We start from the raw sequence: 19,408 nt of genomic DNA, 5'->3' as shown, positions 1-19,408 counted from the left end.
CCCCTTCCCAGCGATCTCCGCCAGAAACAACGATCTAGAAACCAACATCGGCATAATCTCGGCCTCGGCATAAAAAGCGTTATGCAGACTTCGGCATAACGCTCTGACCGTCCGAGGTCCCATCGAGCGATTCCATGTCCTCTATCTCGACCGCAAGAACCGCATCATCGCCGATGAGCTTTTGTCGACCGGCACGGTCGATCATGTGCCGGTCTATCCGAGCGAGGTGATCAAGCGGGCGCTGATGCTGAACGCCAGCGCCCTGATCCTGATCCACAACCACCCGTCGGGCGATCCCACGCCGTCCGAGGCCGATCTGAGCATGACCAAGGAGATCCAGAAGGGCTGCAAGTTTCTCGGCCTGACGCTGCATGACCACATCATCGTCGGCGCCGGGACGGAGCTGAGCCTGCGGGGTCTCGGCAAACTCTGACGCTGTGGCTAGATCCATCACCGTCGCCCCTTCGAGGAAGAGGGCGGCGGTTTGGTCTTTGACGGATGAGGCGGGGAGAGCGGCTTCCCGCGCCGTCGGAGATATTTCCATGTTTGAGCTTCCCCTGCCTATCCAGCCGAACTCGCGCCCGATGGGGCCCGTTCCAAATGGCGCAACTGTCGCTTCTGATCCCAGCCTGCCTTTCGCGCTGACGCGGATGCACCGGACGCCGGCAGCCCTGATGTCGGGCACCGCTGCCCCCGTGGTTGTTGAGCGTTTTGCGACGCTGGCCGACGCCATGCAGGGGGCCTTTGAGCATGCAAAGGATAACGGCCTCGATGCAGCGCCGCAGCTTCTGGCGATCCTTGATTGCGACCAGCGACTGGTTCTTGCCGGGGCTGCCAGTCATGGCGCAGTGGCTTGGTGCCACCCTGTCGCCAATGCTCTTGAGGCGCGGGCCGTCGTGACCGAGGCCGTTCAACTTCGCGCCCAGGCTGGCCGCGCCACTGATTGGCACGAGCCTGAACTGGCGCAGCGGCTGCGTCACCGTGCCGATCTGCTGGATGCCCGCCTTGTCGATCCGCTCTGGCGCGGCTTTGCCGCCCGGGCGCTGCAGATCGCGGCGTGACGCCCGAGAGACAGAGGATGGCTGGGAAGGGTTTGAGCCTTCGGGGCGCAGAGGAGTGCGCCACCCGGGGGTCTGACCTGTCCTCACCGAATGGAGATATCCATGACCCAGACTGAACCCACTCTGGCCGCCCCGCTGCGGCCTTCCACCGTCGATTTCGGGGCGATCCTTGCCGCGCATGCCGAACGCGAGGCCCGGACCCTCGCCTTGCGCCCCGGCAACAAAGACCGCCTGTTCGACGGCCTTATGGCCGCCGGAATCACCCATGTCACCGTGACCTTCGACGGTGCCGGTGACAGCGGCCAGATCGAAAGCATCGGCGCCTGGGCGGGTGAGACGGCTGTCGATTTTCCCGCGACCGAAATCCCCTATGCCGCGCTCACCTGGGACGACCCCGAGGTGGAGATGCGGCAGCTCTCGCTGGAAGATGTCGTCGAGCAGCTGGCCTACGATTTCCTCTCCGACACCCATGGCGGCTGGGAGAACAACGATGGCGCCTGGGGTGAGTTCTGCTTCGACGCCGCGGCCCGCTGCATCCATCTCGAGTTCAACGAGCGCTTCACCTCGTCCGAACTCTACACGCACGATTTCTGAGGGGGCGACGATGGCACATCCCTACCACCACGCCCTGTCCTCAGTGAAGAAATGGGGCGGCATGGTCGATGATTTCATCGCGGTGCATGCCTGGTTCGACCAGAGGAAGGAGATCACCGTCGATTTTCGGCACCGGGCGCTCCGTCATCATGCCGAGGGCATCTTCATGGCCGAGACGATCTTCGGCCAGACCCTCACGCTCTCGACCGGGCGCATCATCCCGACCCGCTGGGTCGGCGAACAGCACGTGAAGGAAGACCTCGGCTGCATCCCGAGCTTCGCCGACTGGGTGAAGGCCATCCGGCCCGAACCCTGGATGGGCCGGTCCGAGCGGATCGAGGCGCTGGTCGATCCGCATCTCGCCTCGCCCGTGGTCGAGGTGAGCTGACATGACCGATCCAGCCTATCAGCGCCTCGGTCTGTCGCCGACGGCATCGCCCCAGACAGTTCTGCGCGCGGCGGTCCGGGCGCTGCACCCCGACACGCGCGCGGTGCGCAGCTTCCGGACGGCGCGCAAGCGCTTCTACCGGCAGATGCTCTGCGCGCATGCCGCGCGGCAGGCATCGGGCGACAATCCGACCGGCTGATCGCTTCCAACCAACCCTTCATCTCAATCCAGTGCCCGGCCCCAAGGCCCGGGTTTCTCAATCTCAGGAGGTCCCCATGGCGGATTACTTCACCCATTTCTCATGCCTGATCGACGTCGGCAGCCCCGAAAAAGCCGCCCGGGCCCTTGCCCTGTTCCAGGGCTTGCGCGCCGCGGATCAGGACGCCGATGACCCGGAGGTCTCGGGCTTCACTCTTGAGCGCCAGGACGCGCCCGAGGGCAGCACCCTCTGGATCCATGACGACGAGCACGGCGATGTCGAGGCGGTCATCCACTTCGTGCTGCGCCTTGCGGAAGACCTCGACCTCACAGGTCTCTGGGGGTTCCAGTACGCGCTGACCTGTTCCCGGCCTCGCCTCGACGCCTTCGGCGGCGGCGCGCATATCATCGATCTCGGTGCCCGCAAATCCATCGGCTGGACCAGCACGCATGAATGGCTGGCCGCCGCGCTGAACGGGGAGGACGTCGATGCCTGAGGTCATCTGCACAACAGTCTACCAGTTTCCCGAACTCTCGGAGGCGGCCAAGGAGAGGGCGCGCAGCTGGTATCGCGAGCTTGGGCCCCACGACGACTGGTGGGACGCGGTCTACGAGGATTTCGAGCGCATCTGCGATATTCTCGGCGTCCGGCTCAAAACCACGCCTGTGCGGCTGATGGGCGGCGGGACGCGGGCCAAACCCTGCATCTGGTTTTCAGGATTCTGGAGCCAGGGCGACGGAGCGTCGTTCGAAGGGTACTTTGGTCACGCGAAGGGCGTCGCTGCACGCATCCGGGACTACGCCCCGACCGACGCGACGCTGCATGGCATTGCCGACCGCTTGCAGGCCATCCAGCGGCGCAACTTCTACAAGCTTGCTGCCGAGGTCAGCCATCGGGGCCGCTACTACCACGAATACACCATGTCCGTGGACGTCACGCGGGACAGCCCGACCTGGCAGCCGCCGACCGAAGACGCCGAGGAGATCGTGACCGAGGCGCTGCGTGATCTGGCCCGCTGGCTCTACCGCCAGCTTCAGGCTGAATACGGCCACCTGACCTCGGACGAGGCCATAGAGGAGGGGATCATCGTCAACGAGTACACCTTCACCGAAGGGGGGCGCCGCTTCGGGTGAGACGGCACGGTTGAAAACTGTCAGAAATCTGTGTATATTTCTGACAAAGGAGCGATCATGGAGCGCATGGCCGAGAGCATAATGAATGTCGCGACGACGTTGCCCGAGGGGGTGCCCTTGGCAGCGAAGGGCCTGCTGCACCTCGGCTCGCGCGCGGCGGTCGATCAAACGCTGTCGCGTCTGGCCGCGCGCGGCGAATTGATCCGCGCTGGCCGCGGCATCTACATGCGCCCCGTCCAGACACGCTTTGGTCCGCGCAGTCCGTCCGCTGAACAGGCGATTGAAGCGCTCGCTGTGCAGCGGGGCGAGACGATCGTGCCGAGCGGTGCTGCCGCGGCAAACGCTTTGGGCCTGACCACGCAGGTGCCGGTCAAGTCGGTTTACCTCACCTCGGGACGAAGCCGTGTGCTGAACCTTGGCCGGCAGGCAGTCGAACTGCGTCATGCGCCGCGCTGGCAGTTGGCCCTTGGGAGCAAGACCTCGGGCCAGGCCGTCCGTGCGCTGGCATGGCTCGGGCCGGATGAGGCTCCCAAGGCCCTGCAAATCCTGCGATCCAAGCTCACGGAGACGGCAAAGACCGAACTCGTGTCCGCCGCGCCGCAGTTCCCGACTTGGCTGGCACGATTGATCGGAAGGATGGTCCATGGCTGAGGCATTCCTGCGCCTCACTGCCAAAGACCGACTGGATGCACTTGGCGTCGCAGCCGATCGGCTTGGCCGGCCAGCCCACCTCCTCGAAAAGGACGTCTGGGTGGTCTGGGCGATCCAGCAATTGTTTGGATCGCCCGTCGGCACAAACCTCGTCTTCAAGGGTGGCACCTCTCTGTCGAAGGCCTACCAGGTCATTGACCGGTTTTCCGAGGATGTGGATCTGACATTCGATATCCGGGCGCTGATCCCTGATTTGCTCGAGGGCCGTGAAGATGCCATGCCCGCCACATCCAGCGAAGAGCGGCGCTGGTCGAAGCGCGTCCGACAGGCTTTGCCTGAATGGGTGGCCGGGACCATCCAGCCGATCCTGCAGCAGGCAATTGATCGGGAAGGGATCGATGCCGGCCTTCGGATTGACGGCGACAAGCTGTTCATCGACTACCCGCACCTCGCCCAAGGCACTGGATACGTTTCTCCGAGCGTAATGCTGGAATTCGGCGCGCGTTCTACCGGAGAGCCGGCATCAGCGCGCGACATTGTTTGCGATGCCGCGTCGGTGATCGAAAGCGTGGAGTTTCCGGTTGCTCGTCCCCGCGTGATGCATGCCGAGCGAACGTTCTGGGAGAAGGCGACGGCTATCCACGTCTTCTGCTTGCAGAAACGTTTGCGCGGCGATCGCTTCTCGCGGCACTGGCACGACCTTGCTAGGCTAGATGAGGCGGGCATTGCCACTGCCGCCACTGAAGATCGGGCGCTCGCGGATGCCGTGGCTCGCCATAAGACGATGTTTTTCTCTGAAAAGACCGCCGATGGCGCAAAAGTTAACTACAGCGCAGCAACAGCCGGACATCTGCAACTGGTCCCAAGCGGTGAGGCATTGATTGTTCTCGCAGATGATTACCGCCGGATGGTCGAAGATGGTCTCTTCGCCACGTCACCAGAGCCCTTCGATGTTTTGATGGACCGCTGTGCTGAGATCGCGCTCAGGGCGAATGCCGCTTTCAAAACTTGAGGGAGCCTTTCCGATGGGAACGGGTTTTATGCGAAAAGCTTCTCGGGCAGTGAGAGGTTCGTTCCACCTTTGTTCCGAGCGGCGTCTATGGTATATGTTGGGTCAGTTATCGATTCTGGCACACGATATGGAGGCCGAGGGCATGGCAAAGAAATCAGGCGGCAACGGGCATTACCGCAGCGCAATCACAGGTCGCTACGTCACCACGGCGCACGGAAAGCGCAGCCCCAACACGACGGTCTATGAAAAGACAGGCGGCGGCGCGACCGGGTCGGCGCGCAGCGCCAAAACCGGACGTTTCGTGACTGAGGGGTTTGCAAAGCGTAACCCTCGCACGACCGTGAAAGAAGATTGATGGAGGCAGGACATGAAGGACTTGAGGCTTCGCAATCTTGAAAAGTATCGGACGGGCGGAACGCAGGATCGAATGGAACTTTCGCTGCCCAGGCCAACGAGTCCTTCGGGCAAGGTGTATCATTATTCCCCAAAGGAGGATGCTGCCCCGCGTCTCTTCCTAGTGGGTGAGGCACCAGAAGAGCGTACGATCTCAGATGTTAACAGGTCTCGCATGCGTCGCGAGCCGGGGCCGGGGCAAACGGTCTGTCCGTATTCCGGCCATATGGCTGATGATGAGGAATTCACACACGCTGATGATATTGCGGCGGTGAAAAAGCACGCGGTCTGGTTGGTCGAAAATGATGTGAGCGATTGGCTCGGTGAATATGCCAAGGATTTCAACCGCAAGTTTGGAAAAGGTGGCCTCATCTCCATGAAGATGGAGCACAAGCCGCGGCGGCGTGTTGAACCGCTTGCGATACGAGAGGATTTGCTGCGCAGCCTAGATTGCGGAGTATGCGGTCGATCCTACGGGGTCTACGCACTCGCCTTGTTCTGTCCCGATTGCGGAGCACCGAACGTAGCGATGCATTTTCGTCGCGAGGTTGAGATTGTTGGGGAGCAGATTGCTCTGGCAGATGACCTCGATGAACAGGGTAGAAGCGAGATTGCCTATCGCGTCATGGGGAACGCGCATGAAGATGTTCTGACCGCCTTTGAAGCGACGCTGAAGACGGTTCATGCGTACTTGGTTCGCACGCATCTGCCCGAGATGGTCGAAAAACTCATCGGCAAAAAAGCGATCGGCAATGCTTTCCAGAATGTTGACCGTGGTAGGAGTGTGTTTGCCAAGATTGGGATCGACCCATTTGATGGCCTGAACGATCTCGAAATCGAAAATCTGCGTCTGAACATTCAAAAGCGCCACGTTCTCGGCCACAATCTCGGCGTGGCAGACGAACACTATGCGAGCTTCTCAGAAGATCACGAACCTGGTGAGACCGTCACGCTGATTGGTGAGGATGTGAAGCGGTTTGCAGATTATTGCCTGAGAGTGGTCGAACGACTTGAGGAGTATCTGCTTTCGAACGTGACACTGTCGGAGCCCTAAGCTGTTCCCATTGAATACTCGCTGTTTCTAAAGCTCAGCGCACAAGTCGGTTTTTACGCCAAAGCTTCCACGAGCAAGGCTTCGCGCCCTTCACTGACTTTCAGCTGATCACTCTCACTTGTTCCCGTCGATCCACTTCGACATCAGCCCCTTGTCTTGGAAACACTCATCCGGCACGGCGCGGCGTTTGATCCGGGCGAGACGCTCGGCGAAGGCGACCTGCTTTGATGTCGGGCGGCTGTCCTGCGTGCCCGGCTTCAGCTTGGCCTGCGCGTCGATCCAGACGCTCAAGGAGCGCCGATCTTGCTGAACCTCCCACGGCAAAAGCGTCTGGTTGCGCAGGGCCAGCGCGCGGGCGTAGGCGATCTGCTTGGGCGTCGCGGGCAGGGCGTAAGTGGTGCTTTCCATCGGGGATCTCCCTTCTTAGCGTAGCTCGTAAAATAGAACATAATAGGAACAAAAGCAAGCCACCTGCGGAAATCATGGGGTTTGAGAGGAAGAGGATGGCCGGGGAAGGTCAGGCCTGAGGGTGCCCGAAAGAGGGTGTCCGGGCCTGATCCTGTTCCTCATTCCGGAGTTTCCCGATGACCCATCTCGCCCATTTTGCGACCGAGCGCGCGCTTGCGCCTGTTGCCCCCATCCCGTCCCTCGATACGGCCGCTGCGATCTTGAGCGTGGCCGAAGCGCTGCAGCCCGATCTGGCGCAGGGTTTCCAGATCGATGCGCTGCGCCTGCGCGTTGAGATGGAGCGCGTCTTTGGCGGCTCTGACGCGACCGGCGCCTGGGACTGGAAGCTGGCCTATGAAGCGGGCGAGGCAGCGCTGGTCTTGTTCCTGCGGAAGTTCGGCCGTGCGCTCCTGGCCCGGGCGGGCTCGCCCGCGGCTCTGCTGCCGATTCTTGCCAAGGTGTCCGGCCTTTTGCCGACCCATACGCGGCGGTCTGAAGAGATGGAGCGGTTCCAGCAATTCTCGACACCGCTGCCCATGGGGCTGGCGGCACTGGCTGCAGCACAGATCACCGCGCGCGATCTTGTGCTGGAGCCCTCGGCCGGGACCGGGCTTCTGGCGATCCTCGCCGAGATCGCGGGCGGCAGCCTCGCGCTGAACGAGCTGGCCGAAACCCGCGCCGATCTTCTGCGTCGCCTGTTCCCGGGCCGTCCGGTCACCACCTTCGACGCCGCCCAGATCGACGATCATCTCGACGCGGGGCTGCGCCCGAGCGTCATCCTGATGAACCCGCCATTCTCGGCGGTGGCCAATGTCGACGCCCGCACCACCGAGGCGACAGCCCGGCATCTGCGCTCGGCGCTCGCGCGCCTGGCCCCCGGCGGACGGCTGGTCGCCATCACTGGTGCGGGCTTTGCGCCCGATGCCCTGGCCTGGGCCGAGCCCTTCACCCGCCTGACCGAATCCGCGCATCTGGTCTTTACGGGTGCGGTGTCCGGTGCCGCCTTCGCCAAGCACGGCACCAGCTTTGAAACCCGCCTCTCGGTCTTCGACAAATGCCGGGGCGGTGAGGCGGGTGGCATCACCGCCGATCTGGCGCGCCCGATATCGCCCGATGTCTCCGTTTTGCTTTCACAGATTTCAGCCAGTGTCCCCCCACGCCTCGCGCTGGACCCTGACATAGCGGCAGCAAATCGCACCACCTCCTCCTTCTCGGAAAATCCTGCCCGCGCCACGCGCACGGCCATCAGCACATCGCGCGCGACCCCTGCGGCCCAGCCCCAGCAGTCCAGTGCACGAATCGAGGCTGAAGATCTGGCCTATACGCAGCGCGATGCGACCGAGGATGCCAATACCGCGCGCCTATCTGACGCGATCTACGAGACCTTCCGGCTGCAGGCCATCGACATTCCCGGCGCGGCACCGCACCCGACGAAGCTGGTGCAGTCGGCGGCCATGGCATCTGTCACGCCTCCGAAACCCAGCTACCGCCCCAAGCTGCCCGCTGCCGTCAAGTGCTGTGGCCTGCTCTCTGACGCGCAGCTTGAAACGGTGATCTATGCGGGCGAAGCACATGGCGCGTATCTCGCGGGGTCTTGGACTGTCGATGAAACCGGCGACATGGTCTCGGCTGCGCCCGACGATGCCGCTGACGCCGTCCGTTTCCGCCGTGGCTTCTTCCTGGGCGATGGCACCGGGGCTGGCAAGGGCCGCCAATCCGCCGGTATTCTGCTCGACAACTGGGCGCAGGGACGGCGCAAGGCACTCTGGATTTCCAAAAGCGACAAGCTGCTGGAAGATGCGCAGCGCGACTGGTCTGCCTTGGGGCAAGAGCGGCTGCTCGTCACGCCGCTGGCGCGCTTTGCCCAAGGCAAGGACATTCCGCTGACCAAAGGCATTCTGTTCACCACCTATGCCACGCTGAGATCCGAGGAGCGGGGCGCAAAAAAGTCCCGCGTCGACCAGATCGTCGACTGGCTCGGGGCTGATTTCGACGGGGTGATCTTGTTTGACGAAAGCCATGCCATGGCCAACGCCGCCGGATCAAAGGGCGAGCGCGGCGATGTCACGGCCTCGCAGCAGGGCAGGGCGGGCCTGCGTCTGCAGCACAAGCTCCCCAATGCCCGCGTGGTCTACGTCTCCGCCACCGGCGCGACTTCGGTGCACAACCTCGCCTATGCGCAGCGCCTCGGGCTCTGGGGTGGCGAGGACTTTCCGTTTTCGACGCGGGCGGAATTTGTGCAAGCTATCGAAGCTGGCGGCGTTGCCGCGATGGAGGTCCTGGCCCGCGATCTGCGGTCGCTTGGCCTCTACACGGCGCGCTCGCTATCCTATGACGGCGTCGAATACGAGATGCTGGAACATGCGCTGACGCCGGAGCAGCGCGGGATCTATGATGCATATGCCGGGGCCTTCGCCATCATCCACAATAACCTTGCCGCTGCGATGGAGGCCGCCAACATCACGGGGGATGCCGGCACGCTGAACCGGCAGGCCAAGTCCGCCGCGCGCTCGGCCTTCGAGTCCGCCAAGCAGCGCTTCTTCGGCCATCTGCTGACCTCCATGAAAACCCCCACCCTGATCGCCGCTATCGACGCCGATCTGGCAGCAGGCCATGCAGCGGTGATCCAGATCGTCTCGACGGGAGAGGCGCTGATGGAACGCCGCCTGTCAGAGATCCCGACGGAGGAGTGGAACGACATCCGCGTCGACATCACACCGCGGGAATATGTCCTCGACTACCTTGCCCATTCCTTCCCGGTGCAGCTCTACGAGCCCTTCACCGACAGCGAGGGCAATCTGTCTTCCCGACCGGTCGTCCGCGATGGCCAGCCCGTCGAATGCCGCGAGGCGGTTCGCAGGCGGGATACGCTGATCGAGAAGCTGGCATCACTACCGCCCGTGCCGGGGGCGCTCGACCAGATCGTCCAGCGGTTCGGTACCGATCTCGTGGCCGAGGTCACGGGCCGCTCGCGCCGCATCGTGAGGAAGGGGGAGGGTCACTCGGCACGGCTCGTCGTCGAAAGCCGGGCCGGATCGGCAAACCTCGCGGAAACCGCAGCCTTCATGGACGACCAGAAGCGCATCCTGATCTTTTCCGACGCGGGCGGCACAGGGCGCAGCTACCACGCCGATCTTGGGGCCAAGAACCAGCGTCTGCGGGTCCACTACCTCCTTGAGCCCGGTTGGAAGGCCGATGCAGCCATCCAGGGCCTCGGCCGGACCAACCGCACCAATCAGGCGCAGCCGCCGCTGTTCCGTCCTGTCGCCACCGATGTGAAGGCAGAGAAGCGGTTCCTCTCCACCATCGCGCGCCGCCTCGACACGCTGGGGGCGATCACGCGCGGCCAGCGCCAGACCGGCGGGCAGGGGCTGTTCCGGCCCGAGGACAATCTCGAGAGCCCTTACGCGCGCGACGCGCTCCGCCAACTCTACCGCCGTATCTATCGCGGCGATGTGGCGGGCTGTTCGCTCGGGGCCTTCGAGGACGCTACCGGTCTCAGCCTGACCGATGACAACGGTCTGAAAGACGACTTGCCGCCGATCACGACCTTCCTCAATCGCCTGCTCGCGCTGACGATCGACATGCAGGCCGTGCTGTTCGCTGCCTTTGAAGAACTTCTCGATCAACGGATCGAGGGGGCCATCGCCGCCGGGGTCTACGACCTCGGGCTCGAGACGCTGCGCGCCGAAAGCTTTCGCGTCACGGATGCGCGGGTGATCTACACCCATCCCGGCTCCGGCGCGGAAACCCAGCTTCTGACCATCGCGGAAAAGCGCCGCAACACGCCGACCTCGCTCGCGGATGCGCTCGACTGGCTCGACGATCCCAAGGCTCGCCTTCTCGTCAACAGCCGATCGGGTCGGGCCGCCGTGCAGGTGCCCGCCACCAGCCTAATGCTGGACGACGGCACCATCGAACCCCGCCTGCGGCTGATCCGCCCGACTGACGCCAGCACCGTGCCTATGAAGATCATGGAAGACACACATTGGCTCAAGGCAGATCGCGCGGACTTTACCGCCGCGTGGTCCGCGGAACTGGCCGAGGTGCCGGAGTTCTCGGAAACCACGCTGCATATCGTGGCGGGGCTCTTGCTGCCGATCTGGAAGCAACTGCCGCAGGATGAGACCCGCGTCTACCGACTGCAAACCGACGATGGCCAGCGCATCATCGGTCGCCGCGTCTCGCCGTCTTGGGTCGCGACCACGCTGGCGGATGATGCGCCGAAACTGACAGCCGCACAGGTCCATGCCCTCGTTCTGGAGGGCAAGACCGTGGTGCGTTTGACCGAAGGGATGGAGTTGCACCGCTCGCGCGTCATGGGCGTCAACCGGATCGAGCTGTCGGGCTTTTTGGGTGCCGCCAAGGACCGGCTGAAGGCAGATGGGTTCTTCTCGGAGATCATCGCCTGGAAGCTGCGGCTCTTCTGCCCAGCAGACTCCAGCGGCATCGCAGTGCTTGATCGTCTGCTTGCACGTTGTCCCGTGACAGGACTACATGCGCGTGGAGGGTGCTGAGCCATGTATTCCGAGACTGAAGATGTGATCCGCGCTCTGGCGGAGAACGCAGAGAGCGTGTGTCGCGCCTACCTTCCCGCCGGACGGCGGGAAGGGTCCTACTGGATCGTGGGCGATCTGCAGAACAACCCCGGCCGCTCGCTCTTCGTGCGGCTGACCGGACCCACATCAGGACCGGGCGCGCGCGGAAAGTGGCAGGATGCGGCGGTGGGACTGCATGGTGATCTTCTCGACATCATCCGCGAGCGAACCGGGATCTCGCGCTTTCCCGATCTCTTGGCCGAGGCCCGGGCGCATCTTGGCCGTCCCCAGCCGGTCCTCCCGAATACGCCAGTGCCGAAGAAGGCCAAAGCCCCCGGTGGCACGCCAGCGGCGGCGGCGCGATTGTTTGCAGCCTCGGTGCCGGTCGCAGGCACGCTTGCCGACACCTACCTCCGCTCCCGAGGCATCACCCAAGGCGGCACGATGAGCGCGCTGCGCTTCCACCCGAAGTGCTGGCATCGAGATGAGGGCCAGACCCGGAGCATCCCCAGACCGGCGTTGATCGCCGCGGTCACCGATGGGGCAGGGGCTTTGCAGGGTGTGCATCGCACCTGGCTGGCTCTTGACGGTCAGGGGAAAGCGGATGTCGAGACGCAGCGGCGTGCCATGGGTCACCTCCTTGGCAATGCTGTCAGGTTGACCCCGCATGACGACATCCTCGTGGTCGGCGAAGGCATCGAGACCATGCTGTCCCTGTCCGAGGCGGCCTCCGGCCTTCCCGTCTGGGCGGCTCTCTCGTCGGGTCACCTCGGGGCGGTCCTGCTGCCGGAGGGGCTGCAGCGCCTTTACATCGCCATAGACCGCGATCCGGCCGGGCAACGCGCGGCAGAGAGGTTGAGCGCCAGAGCAACCGAGGTCGGAATTGCCGTTCGGGTGTTGGAGCCGCGTCTCGGGGATTTCAACGATGATCTCCGGGCGCACGGCGCGGACGCGCTGCACGAGCATCTGGCCATTCAGATCGGGCCCGAGGATCGGCAGCGCCTGTTCGGCTGAGCTGCATCGCGCAAGGGGCGGTTCGGGAGTGCGGGGCAGGGTCCCTGCAGTCCTGTCGCGGCTAGGGATCATCACCTCTGCCTCTTCCCGGGTAAATCTCATCCACCCGACACCCTCACGGCCTTCAAGAGATGGGCGTGCTGCCGTCAAAGGGTCCGCCCCCTCAAGGGCGGCAGGCAGGCTATTTCCGCCGCGGGGGACGAGCCCCCGCTTTGCATCGCGAAACAAATAGCCTGTCTGCCGCCCTCCTCCACTGCGTTTCGGCCCCGAAGAGGGGGTGAAGGGGCGTCCGCCATGACGGCTCAGAGCTGCCCATGAAGGCCGCGCGGGTTGTCGCGCGGACGAGACAGGCCCGGAGGCAAGAACCGATGACGATCCACACCCACGACGACGCGTATGAACCCGCCCACACCGCATCCCAGACCGCCCATGCGCTCGACGAGCTGCAGCTCTATGGCTACCGTCCCTTTGACGAGCCCGATCCGCGTCCGATGCCCGATGGGCAGCGCCTAGCGGTCGCCGTCGCCGACATCTTCGATGCCCTGGTTGCGACCCTGGAAGACACCCGCATGGAACCCGACCTCGAAGAGGTGCTCTGGGGCCAGGTCAACCTCTTCCACCGCGCCACGGCCCGGATCGAGCGGTCGCTTGACGAGAACGAGCAGGCGCAGCGCCGCCTCCAGCGCGAGCAGGACGGCTCCGAGGTGAAATCCACCGAACTCGAGCGCCTGACGGCCGAAGGCCTGACGCTGATCGAACGGCGCAACTGCATGGACATGATGCGCGATCACGCCGCCACCGAGTTTGTCCATCACACGGGATCGACCTGGCGCCCCCGCACCGGCTCGATGGTGAACCTCCAGCACATGACCGCGGCGCTCATTGACAGCCGCGACTTCCTGGCCGCCAAGCGCCGCGCGGAAACCGAGGTGATGCTCCCCGCAGGCCCCAAGGTTGCCCTCACCGGTGGAACCGACTTCAACGATCATCGCCTGATCTGGGGCAAGCTCGATCAGGTCCGGACCAAGTATCCCGACATGGTCCTTCTGCATGGGGGAAGCCCGAAGGGCGCAGAACTCATCGCCGCCAAATGGGCCGAGGCCCGCGGCGTGACGCAGGTGGCCTTCAAGCCCGACTGGAGCAAGCACGCCAAGGCCGCGCCCTTCAAGCGCAACGACGCGATGCTGGAGGTGCTGCCCGTGGGCGTCCTCGTCTTCCCGGGCACCGGCATCCAGGAGAACCTCGCCGACAAGGCCAAGAAGCTCGGCATCCCGGTCATGAAGTTCGAGAAGGGGGCGTGAGCCCCCTTTTTCCCCTCGCGGGGAAATCGAGGTGGAAGCGCACACTTCCACCTGATATTGTGTAGAAAACCTCAGTCGATCACTACATGTACCACAGCCCGATCCAGCTCGATGTCTTCCCGACCGACGTGCAGATGCGCCGGATCGATCCGGCGCGCAACATGCGTCGCTTCTACCGGCTGAGCATTCAGCCCGATCTCTTCGGCGGGGCGAGCCTCGTACGTGAATGGGGCCGCATCGGCGCGCGCGGGCAGATGATGATCGAGCAGCATCCGGATGAAGGGCGCGCCGTCACCGCGCTGATGAAGCTTGCCGCGGCGAAGAAGCGGCGGGGCTACGTCGGCTGATCTACGTCATCCGGACAAAACACCCGGCATCGGCATCGATTCAAAGTGCCTGTCATTGCAATGGTTCTGCGTGATTTACGTTGAAAAACTGCGATCTAGTCTCTACGGTCACCGCAAGCCCAGTAATTGGGTGCGCATAGTTTCAATGCGTTCAGTGGTCTTGGGGAGGAAGTCGTGTCCAACGACAAGTCGGATTTACGCTGGGGAGTTGAGCAACGTCTCGAGTTCATAGAGTTCCGCCTGTTCTGGGACGGGCATGTTAACCGCAGCGATCTGATGGCTCAGTTCGGGGTATCCGTGAACCAGGCTTCCATGGATCTGAACCGCTATATCGGCTTTGCACCGGACAATATGGTCTATGACAAGAGCGCTCGAACCTATGTCCGTGGTCCTGGGTTCACCCCCCAGTTCCTTGAACCGGACGCGAGCCGCTATTTGGCTCAGTTGAGATCAGTTGCCGATGGCATCCTCGACCGAGAGGATTCGTGGATTGCCGATCTACCGGCCTACGCGGCTTCCCCGACACCCGTGCGCGGGGTCGATCCTGTGACACTCCGTTTCGTCATAGGCGCAATTCGAAGTGCGGAGGCAATCGAGGTCAAGTATCAGTCACTTTCCAATCCAGAGGCGCGCTGGCGCTGGATTGCTCCACATGCGATCGCGTTTGACGGGTTTCGCTGGCACACACGGGCATATTGCCAGATTGGCGAATGCTTCAAAGATTTTCTGCTTTCGCGAATTATTGAAATACGTGAGTCGCGAGAGAGCCTTGTGTCACCAGACGATGACAGTGATTGGAATGCTGAAGTCGTATTAGAAGTCGGTCCACACCCGGCGCTCTCGGAAACGCAGGCCAAGGTGATCTCCCTTGACTACGGTATGCGAGGCGGCAAGGCGAAGATTAAGGTCCGACGAGCGCTACTCTATTATGCTTTGAGACGGCTAGGGCTTGATACAGATCCAGCAGCGCGCCGACCGCAAGATCAGCAGATCGTCCTGCTGAACTCTTCTGAGTTTGGGCTTTCTTTCCCAAGTGCATCTGGGTCAGCGGTTGGAGGTATGGGCGCATGATCCAATCACTTGATCGCTTTGTTGAGGATCTTGCCGTGGTCAACAGCAAGCTGCTGTTACTGATTGGCCCGCCAAACTCTGGAAAGAGCGATTTACTCGCTCAGCTGGCCAGACGCAGGCAGCTTCAAATCCTCAACGTTGGTGCTTTACTGAGCCGTGAGCTGCTCACCATTCCGGGTCCGAGAAGACATCTGCAGGCAGCCGATCTGTTGAAGGAATTGGCCGATGATTTCACGTCCAACGGCCTCCTGCTCTTGGACAACCTCGAGCTGCTATTTGACAAGAGCTTGCGGCTTAGCCCACTTGATTTGCTTAGGCGGCACGCTCAGGCGCGACGCGTCATAGCTGCTTGGCCCGGCTCTTTAGCGGAAAACAGATTGTCCTATGCGACGACAGGACACCCAGAACATCAAGACTACGGCTGTGATGGCTTGGTCCCGTTCAGAGTTAATTGAAAGGAAGACAATGCGTTACGGCGATCTCATCCAATTTGAACCCATTGAGTCAGTTATTCAGCTGCTAGACGCTAATCGTCCTGATGAAGCCAGAAAGCTGGTATCGACTTATGTCATCTCCGATGACATGGCCGACCGGATTTCAAAGCTCATGATACCTCAAATCTCGTTTGACGAGGCCGTTGATCACAAGGGAGTACTTGTGGTTGGCAACTACGGGACTGGTAAGTCCCATTTGATGTCCGTGCTGTCACTCGTCGCCGAAGATGCCTCGTATGTGCCAATGATCCAACATCCGCAAGTCGCGGAAGCTGCCAAGGCGATCGCCGGCCGTTTCAAGGTGCATCGGATCGAGATTTCCAGTCAAATGTCCCTGCGGGACATCATAACGCAACAGCTTGAGGTTTTCCTTGAAAACCAGGGCGTGGCATACTCTTTCCCGCCGGCTGACAAAGTCATCAACAACAAAGCCGCGTTTGAAGAGATGATGTCGGCATTCGCGGAGGTTCACCCCGACCAAGGTGTGCTTTTGGTCGTGGATGAATTTCTTGAATACCTGCGATCGCGCAAAGACCACGATTTGGTTCTGGATCTTTCGTTCCTGAGAGAGATCGGTGAGGTGACCAAGCACCTTCGGTTCCGCTTTGTGGCGGGTGTTCAAGAGGCAATTTTTGACAGCAGTCGCTTCCAGCATGTGGCAGACAGCCTGCGTCGCGTGAAAGACCGGTTCACGCAGGTTCTGTTGGCCCGCCAAGATGTAAGCTTTGTTGTCGCCGAGCGGCTTTTGAAAAAGTCTGCAGATCAGCAGGACAAGATTCGCGCCTATCTTGGACCGTTTTCTAAATTCTATGGATCAATGAACGAGCGCATGGACGAATATGTGCGATTGTTCCCTGTGCACCCGGATTACATCGGGACGTTCGAACGGTTGGTCTTTACAGAAAAGCGGGGTGCGTTGGTCACGTTGCGCGATCAGATCCAGGCAATCCTGAAAGATGAAGTTCCCTCGGACCGTCCTGGACTTATAGGTTTTGACAAGTTCTGGGAGACGGTCGCAACGAATTCCGTTCTTCGCTCTGATCCAAACATCGGGCCGGTGCTTAAAGTATCCGAAGTACTGTCAGAACGCGTTTCCAAGGCTTTCAGTCGCCCAGCCTATAAGCCAATGGCTTTACGCATTATTGATGGTCTTTCCGTCCATCGATTGACTACTGGCGGTGATATCTATGTGCCAGTTGGTCCAACGGCCGAGGAACTGCGCGATACGCTGTGTCTTTTCCAGCCTGGCATTGAAGATATGGGTGGGGATCCATCTGATGATCTGCTGACAGCGGTGCAAACTACGCTGCGAGAAACTCTAAAAACCGTAAATGGTCAGTTCATATCGAAGGCACCGGACACGGAGCAATATTATCTCGATCTGAAGAAGGACGTGGACTACGACGCCCAAATCGAGAAGCGCGCAGAAGCATTGTCCGAGGATGCTCTCGATCGAGCCTACTATGGGGCCATTCGCCAACTCATGGAGCGCACGGACGAATCCAGCTACGTGACGGGACATCAGATTTGGCAATATCAGATTGAGTGGCAGGAACGCCGCGTTGAACGGATCGGCTATCTGTTCTTTGGTGCTCCTAACGACAGACCCACTGCGCAGCCGGAAAGGGACTTCTATCTATATTTCATTCAACCATTTGATCCACCGCGTTTTCGCGACGAACAGAAGGCTGATGAGGTGTTCTTTCGCCTGAAGGCGCCGGATGACACGATCAAGCGATTGCTCGGCTTCTACGCGGCGGCGCAGGAGCTTGCGTCGACCGCAAGTGGTGGTGCGAAGGGGGTCTACCTTGACCGCGTTCGGGACACGCTGCGCGAGATGGGCAAGTGGTTGCAGGATAAACAGCTTGAGGCTTTCGAGGTCACGTTTCAGGGGAAATCCAAAACACTGCGAGACTGGACCAAGGGCATTTCCCTTCGGGACAAAGCTCGCTTGGGGCCTGATGAGCGCATCAACTTCCGCGATGTTGTCAACGTAATCGCAGGGATCGCGTTGAGCAGCCGTTTTTCTGATGTTTCTCCGGAGTACCCAACGTTCTCTGCGCTAGTCACGGGATCCAACAGAAAGCAACTGATCGGAAACGCTCTTCGTGCCCTGAGCGGTAGCAACCGCACAAAGGATGCTGTGATCGTTCTCGATGGCCTCGAAATGCTGGACGGGGATCGTATTGATCCTGTCCAATCGCGGTATGCACAAGAAGTTCTAGCCCGACTAAAGGCCAAGGGACACGGACAGGTGCTCAACCGCAGCGAGTTGCTGGTTGGCAATATGGAGGACGAGTATTTCAGCCCTGATAAATACCGGCTCGAAACCGACCTGTTGGTCGCTGTGCTTGGATCTCTGGTCTATTCGGGTGATATCGTCTTGGCGATTGCCGGCGACAAGATCGATTCAGGCAAGATCAGTTTGCTTGCTGATCGTCCGCTTGAGGAGCTGAAACAGTTCAAACACGTTGAAGCCCCGAAGGAAATCAACGTCGCTGTGTTGCGGTCCCTGTTTGAGATGCTGGAACTGCCACCAGGGCTTGCGCAGCAGGCCACCCAAGGCTCGGACGAGCCGGTCAAGGCGCTTCAGGAGGAGGTCAGTAAGCTCACGAAACGGGTGCTTGCCGCCTCCACCGACATGGCGAACCGGCTGAGCTTCTGGGGTCAGCCGCTGCTACGTGACGAAGAGATCCGCGATTGGCGATCAAAGCTCGATGAGCTCAAGGCATTCTCGGAAAGCCTATCGCCCTACAACACTGTCGGAAAGCTCAAGAACCTACGCATTGGGTCTGCTGACATCGCAGCCCAGACGAAGAACCTCGAGATTCTGAACTCCGTCGAGGGGCTCAACGGCCTGATTGGCGAACTTGGGAACACCGCAAGCTATCTTGGCCAAGCCGAGATGGTGCTGCCGTCCGACCATGCATGGGTGAAGCAGGCCCAGGATACGCGCAAACAGGTCCTTGAGGCCCTGTCCACGAGCCGAACCAGTCAGAATGGCTCAGACCACCGGCAGACCCTTAGCAAGCTTAAAAAGGACTACGTGACGGCCTACGTCAGCCTGCACAGCAAGGCGCGTCTCGGGGTGTCCGAGGACAAGACGAAGACCTCGCTGCGTAAGGATTCCCGCCTCGTTGCCATGCGGGCATTGGCGAATATCTCGCTGATGCCGACAAGCCAGCTCACCACGTTCGAAGAAAAGCTCGACAAGCTGAAAAGCTGCGCCTCGTTGATCGACTCTGAACTGGCGGCCAGCCCGGTTTGCCCGCACTGCAATTTTCGCCCGGCGAATGAACAAGGTGACATGCTGCCCGCGGCCAATGTGCTCAAGCAGCTGGATGACGAACTCGATCAGCTGCTGGACGGTTGGGTGCAAACGCTTCTCGACAACCTCGAGGATCCGATCATCCAGTCGAACTTTGAGCTGCTGAAGGAAGGGTCCCGCAAGATCGTCACCGGCTTTGTCGATACCAAGTCGCTGCCCGATCCTGTAACGCCCGAGTTCATCAACGCGGTGCAAGAGGCCCTGTCGGGGCTCGACAAGGTGGTCGTCTCTGGCGGCGATATCCGCCAGGCCCTGCTCCAGGGCGGCTCGCCTGCGACGCCCGAGGATCTGCGCAAGCGGTTCGAGGCGTTCCTGACCGACCGCTGCAAGGGCAAAGACACCACAAAGCTGCGCTTTGTGGTCGAATGATCAACCGCCAACCC

General features: G+C 61.4%; 18 protein-coding genes and 1 pseudogene. 18 read left to right on the top strand and 1 reads right to left on the bottom strand.

What is annotated here, in order from left to right; translation table 11 throughout:
- Positions 1 to 100 precede the first annotated feature (100 nt).
- The 11 genes and pseudogenes from AWT76_RS02665 to AWT76_RS02615 all read left to right on the top strand — a co-directional run.
- A pseudogene (locus AWT76_RS02665) lies at positions 101 to 433 on the top strand (JAB domain-containing protein); the annotation flags it as partial.
- Between the two features lie 109 nt (positions 434 to 542).
- Positions 543 to 1,061 (top strand): DNA repair protein RadC, encoded by a 519-nt coding sequence (locus tag AWT76_RS02660; protein ID WP_072244788.1) that lies wholly within the window; start codon positions 543 to 545, stop codon positions 1,059 to 1,061.
- Between the two features lie 102 nt (positions 1,062 to 1,163).
- The gene (locus AWT76_RS02655) at positions 1,164 to 1,655 is read left to right on the top strand and encodes a DUF6878 family protein (protein ID WP_072244787.1); all 492 of its coding nucleotides are present in this window, start codon (positions 1,164 to 1,166) and stop codon (positions 1,653 to 1,655) included.
- Positions 1,656 to 1,665: 10 nt separating this feature from the next.
- Positions 1,666 to 2,043, top strand: coding sequence for a DUF6915 family protein (locus AWT76_RS02650; RefSeq protein WP_072244786.1), 378 nt, complete (start codon positions 1,666 to 1,668; stop codon positions 2,041 to 2,043).
- A 1-nt stretch (position 2,044) separates the two neighbouring features.
- Positions 2,045 to 2,242 carry a hypothetical protein gene (locus AWT76_RS02645; protein ID WP_072244785.1) on the top strand — a complete coding sequence of 66 codons (198 nt, stop codon included), beginning with the start codon at positions 2,045 to 2,047 and terminating at the stop codon, positions 2,240 to 2,242.
- A gap of 76 nt (positions 2,243 to 2,318) precedes the next feature.
- Positions 2,319 to 2,738 (top strand): hypothetical protein, encoded by a 420-nt coding sequence (locus AWT76_RS02640; protein ID WP_072244784.1) that lies wholly within the window; start codon positions 2,319 to 2,321, stop codon positions 2,736 to 2,738.
- Positions 2,731 to 3,375, top strand: coding sequence for an antitoxin of toxin-antitoxin stability system (locus tag AWT76_RS02635; RefSeq protein ID WP_072244783.1), 645 nt, complete (start codon positions 2,731 to 2,733; stop codon positions 3,373 to 3,375). Before AWT76_RS02640 ends, AWT76_RS02635 begins: the two co-directional genes overlap by 8 nt.
- Positions 3,376 to 3,432: 57 nt before the next feature.
- Entirely contained in the window at positions 3,433 to 4,026 is a 594-nt protein-coding gene (locus AWT76_RS02630) for a DUF6088 family protein (RefSeq protein ID WP_072244782.1), read from the top strand.
- Entirely contained in the window at positions 4,019 to 5,038 is a 1,020-nt protein-coding gene (locus tag AWT76_RS02625) for a nucleotidyl transferase AbiEii/AbiGii toxin family protein (protein ID WP_072244781.1), read from the top strand. Before AWT76_RS02630 ends, AWT76_RS02625 begins: the two co-directional genes overlap by 8 nt.
- A 142-nt stretch (positions 5,039 to 5,180) precedes the next feature.
- Entirely contained in the window at positions 5,181 to 5,393 is a 213-nt protein-coding gene (locus AWT76_RS02620) for a hypothetical protein (RefSeq protein WP_072244827.1), read from the top strand.
- 12 nt (positions 5,394 to 5,405) lie between these two features.
- On the top strand, positions 5,406 to 6,485 hold the full coding sequence (locus tag AWT76_RS02615; RefSeq protein WP_176699315.1) for a hypothetical protein: 1,080 nt from the start codon (positions 5,406 to 5,408) through the stop codon (positions 6,483 to 6,485).
- 114 nt (positions 6,486 to 6,599) lie between these two features.
- Here the strand turns inward: AWT76_RS02615 and AWT76_RS02610 are convergent, their stop codons facing one another.
- Positions 6,600 to 6,893 (bottom strand): hypothetical protein, encoded by a 294-nt coding sequence (locus tag AWT76_RS02610; protein WP_072244779.1) that lies wholly within the window; start codon positions 6,891 to 6,893, stop codon positions 6,600 to 6,602.
- 176 nt (positions 6,894 to 7,069) lie between these two features.
- On the opposite strand from AWT76_RS02610, the gene AWT76_RS02605 reads away from it, so the two are divergent.
- The 7 genes from AWT76_RS02605 (at position 7,070) to AWT76_RS02575 (ending at position 19,394) form a co-directional block, all read left to right on the top strand.
- Positions 7,070 to 11,449 (top strand): bifunctional class I SAM-dependent methyltransferase/DEAD/DEAH box helicase, encoded by a 4,380-nt coding sequence (locus AWT76_RS02605; protein ID WP_072244778.1) that lies wholly within the window; start codon positions 7,070 to 7,072, stop codon positions 11,447 to 11,449.
- A gap of 3 nt (positions 11,450 to 11,452) precedes the next feature.
- Entirely contained in the window at positions 11,453 to 12,484 is a 1,032-nt protein-coding gene (locus tag AWT76_RS02600) for a DUF7146 domain-containing protein (protein ID WP_072244777.1), read from the top strand.
- Positions 12,485 to 12,852: 368 nt separating this feature from the next.
- Complete coding sequence (locus AWT76_RS02595; protein WP_072244776.1) at positions 12,853 to 13,785, top strand: DUF2493 domain-containing protein; 933 nt, start codon at positions 12,853 to 12,855, stop codon at positions 13,783 to 13,785.
- An 86-nt stretch (positions 13,786 to 13,871) separates the two neighbouring features.
- Positions 13,872 to 14,132: a WGR domain-containing protein gene (locus tag AWT76_RS02590; protein ID WP_072244775.1), complete on the top strand. Its 261-nt coding sequence runs from the start codon at positions 13,872 to 13,874 to the stop codon at positions 14,130 to 14,132.
- 174 nt (positions 14,133 to 14,306) lie between these two features.
- Positions 14,307 to 15,203, top strand: a complete 897-nt coding sequence (locus AWT76_RS02585; protein ID WP_072244826.1) for a BrxR family helix-turn-helix transcriptional regulator — start codon at positions 14,307 to 14,309, stop codon at positions 15,201 to 15,203.
- On the top strand, positions 15,200 to 15,658 hold the full coding sequence (brxF, locus tag AWT76_RS02580) for a BREX-3 system P-loop-containing protein BrxF (RefSeq protein ID WP_072244774.1): 459 nt from the start codon (positions 15,200 to 15,202) through the stop codon (positions 15,656 to 15,658). Before AWT76_RS02585 ends, brxF begins: the two co-directional genes overlap by 4 nt.
- 10 nt (positions 15,659 to 15,668) lie before the next feature.
- Positions 15,669 to 19,394, top strand: coding sequence for a DUF6079 family protein (locus AWT76_RS02575; protein ID WP_072244773.1), 3,726 nt, complete (start codon positions 15,669 to 15,671; stop codon positions 19,392 to 19,394).
- Positions 19,395 to 19,408 lie beyond the last annotated feature (14 nt).

The sequence above is a fragment of the Roseibaca calidilacus genome, from assembly GCF_001517585.1.
GTDB classification, from domain to species: Bacteria; Pseudomonadota; Alphaproteobacteria; order Rhodobacterales; family Rhodobacteraceae; genus Roseinatronobacter; species Roseinatronobacter calidilacus.
The sequence above is the reverse complement of the archived record's forward strand: the minus strand, read 5'-3'. Positions and strand labels throughout refer to the sequence as shown.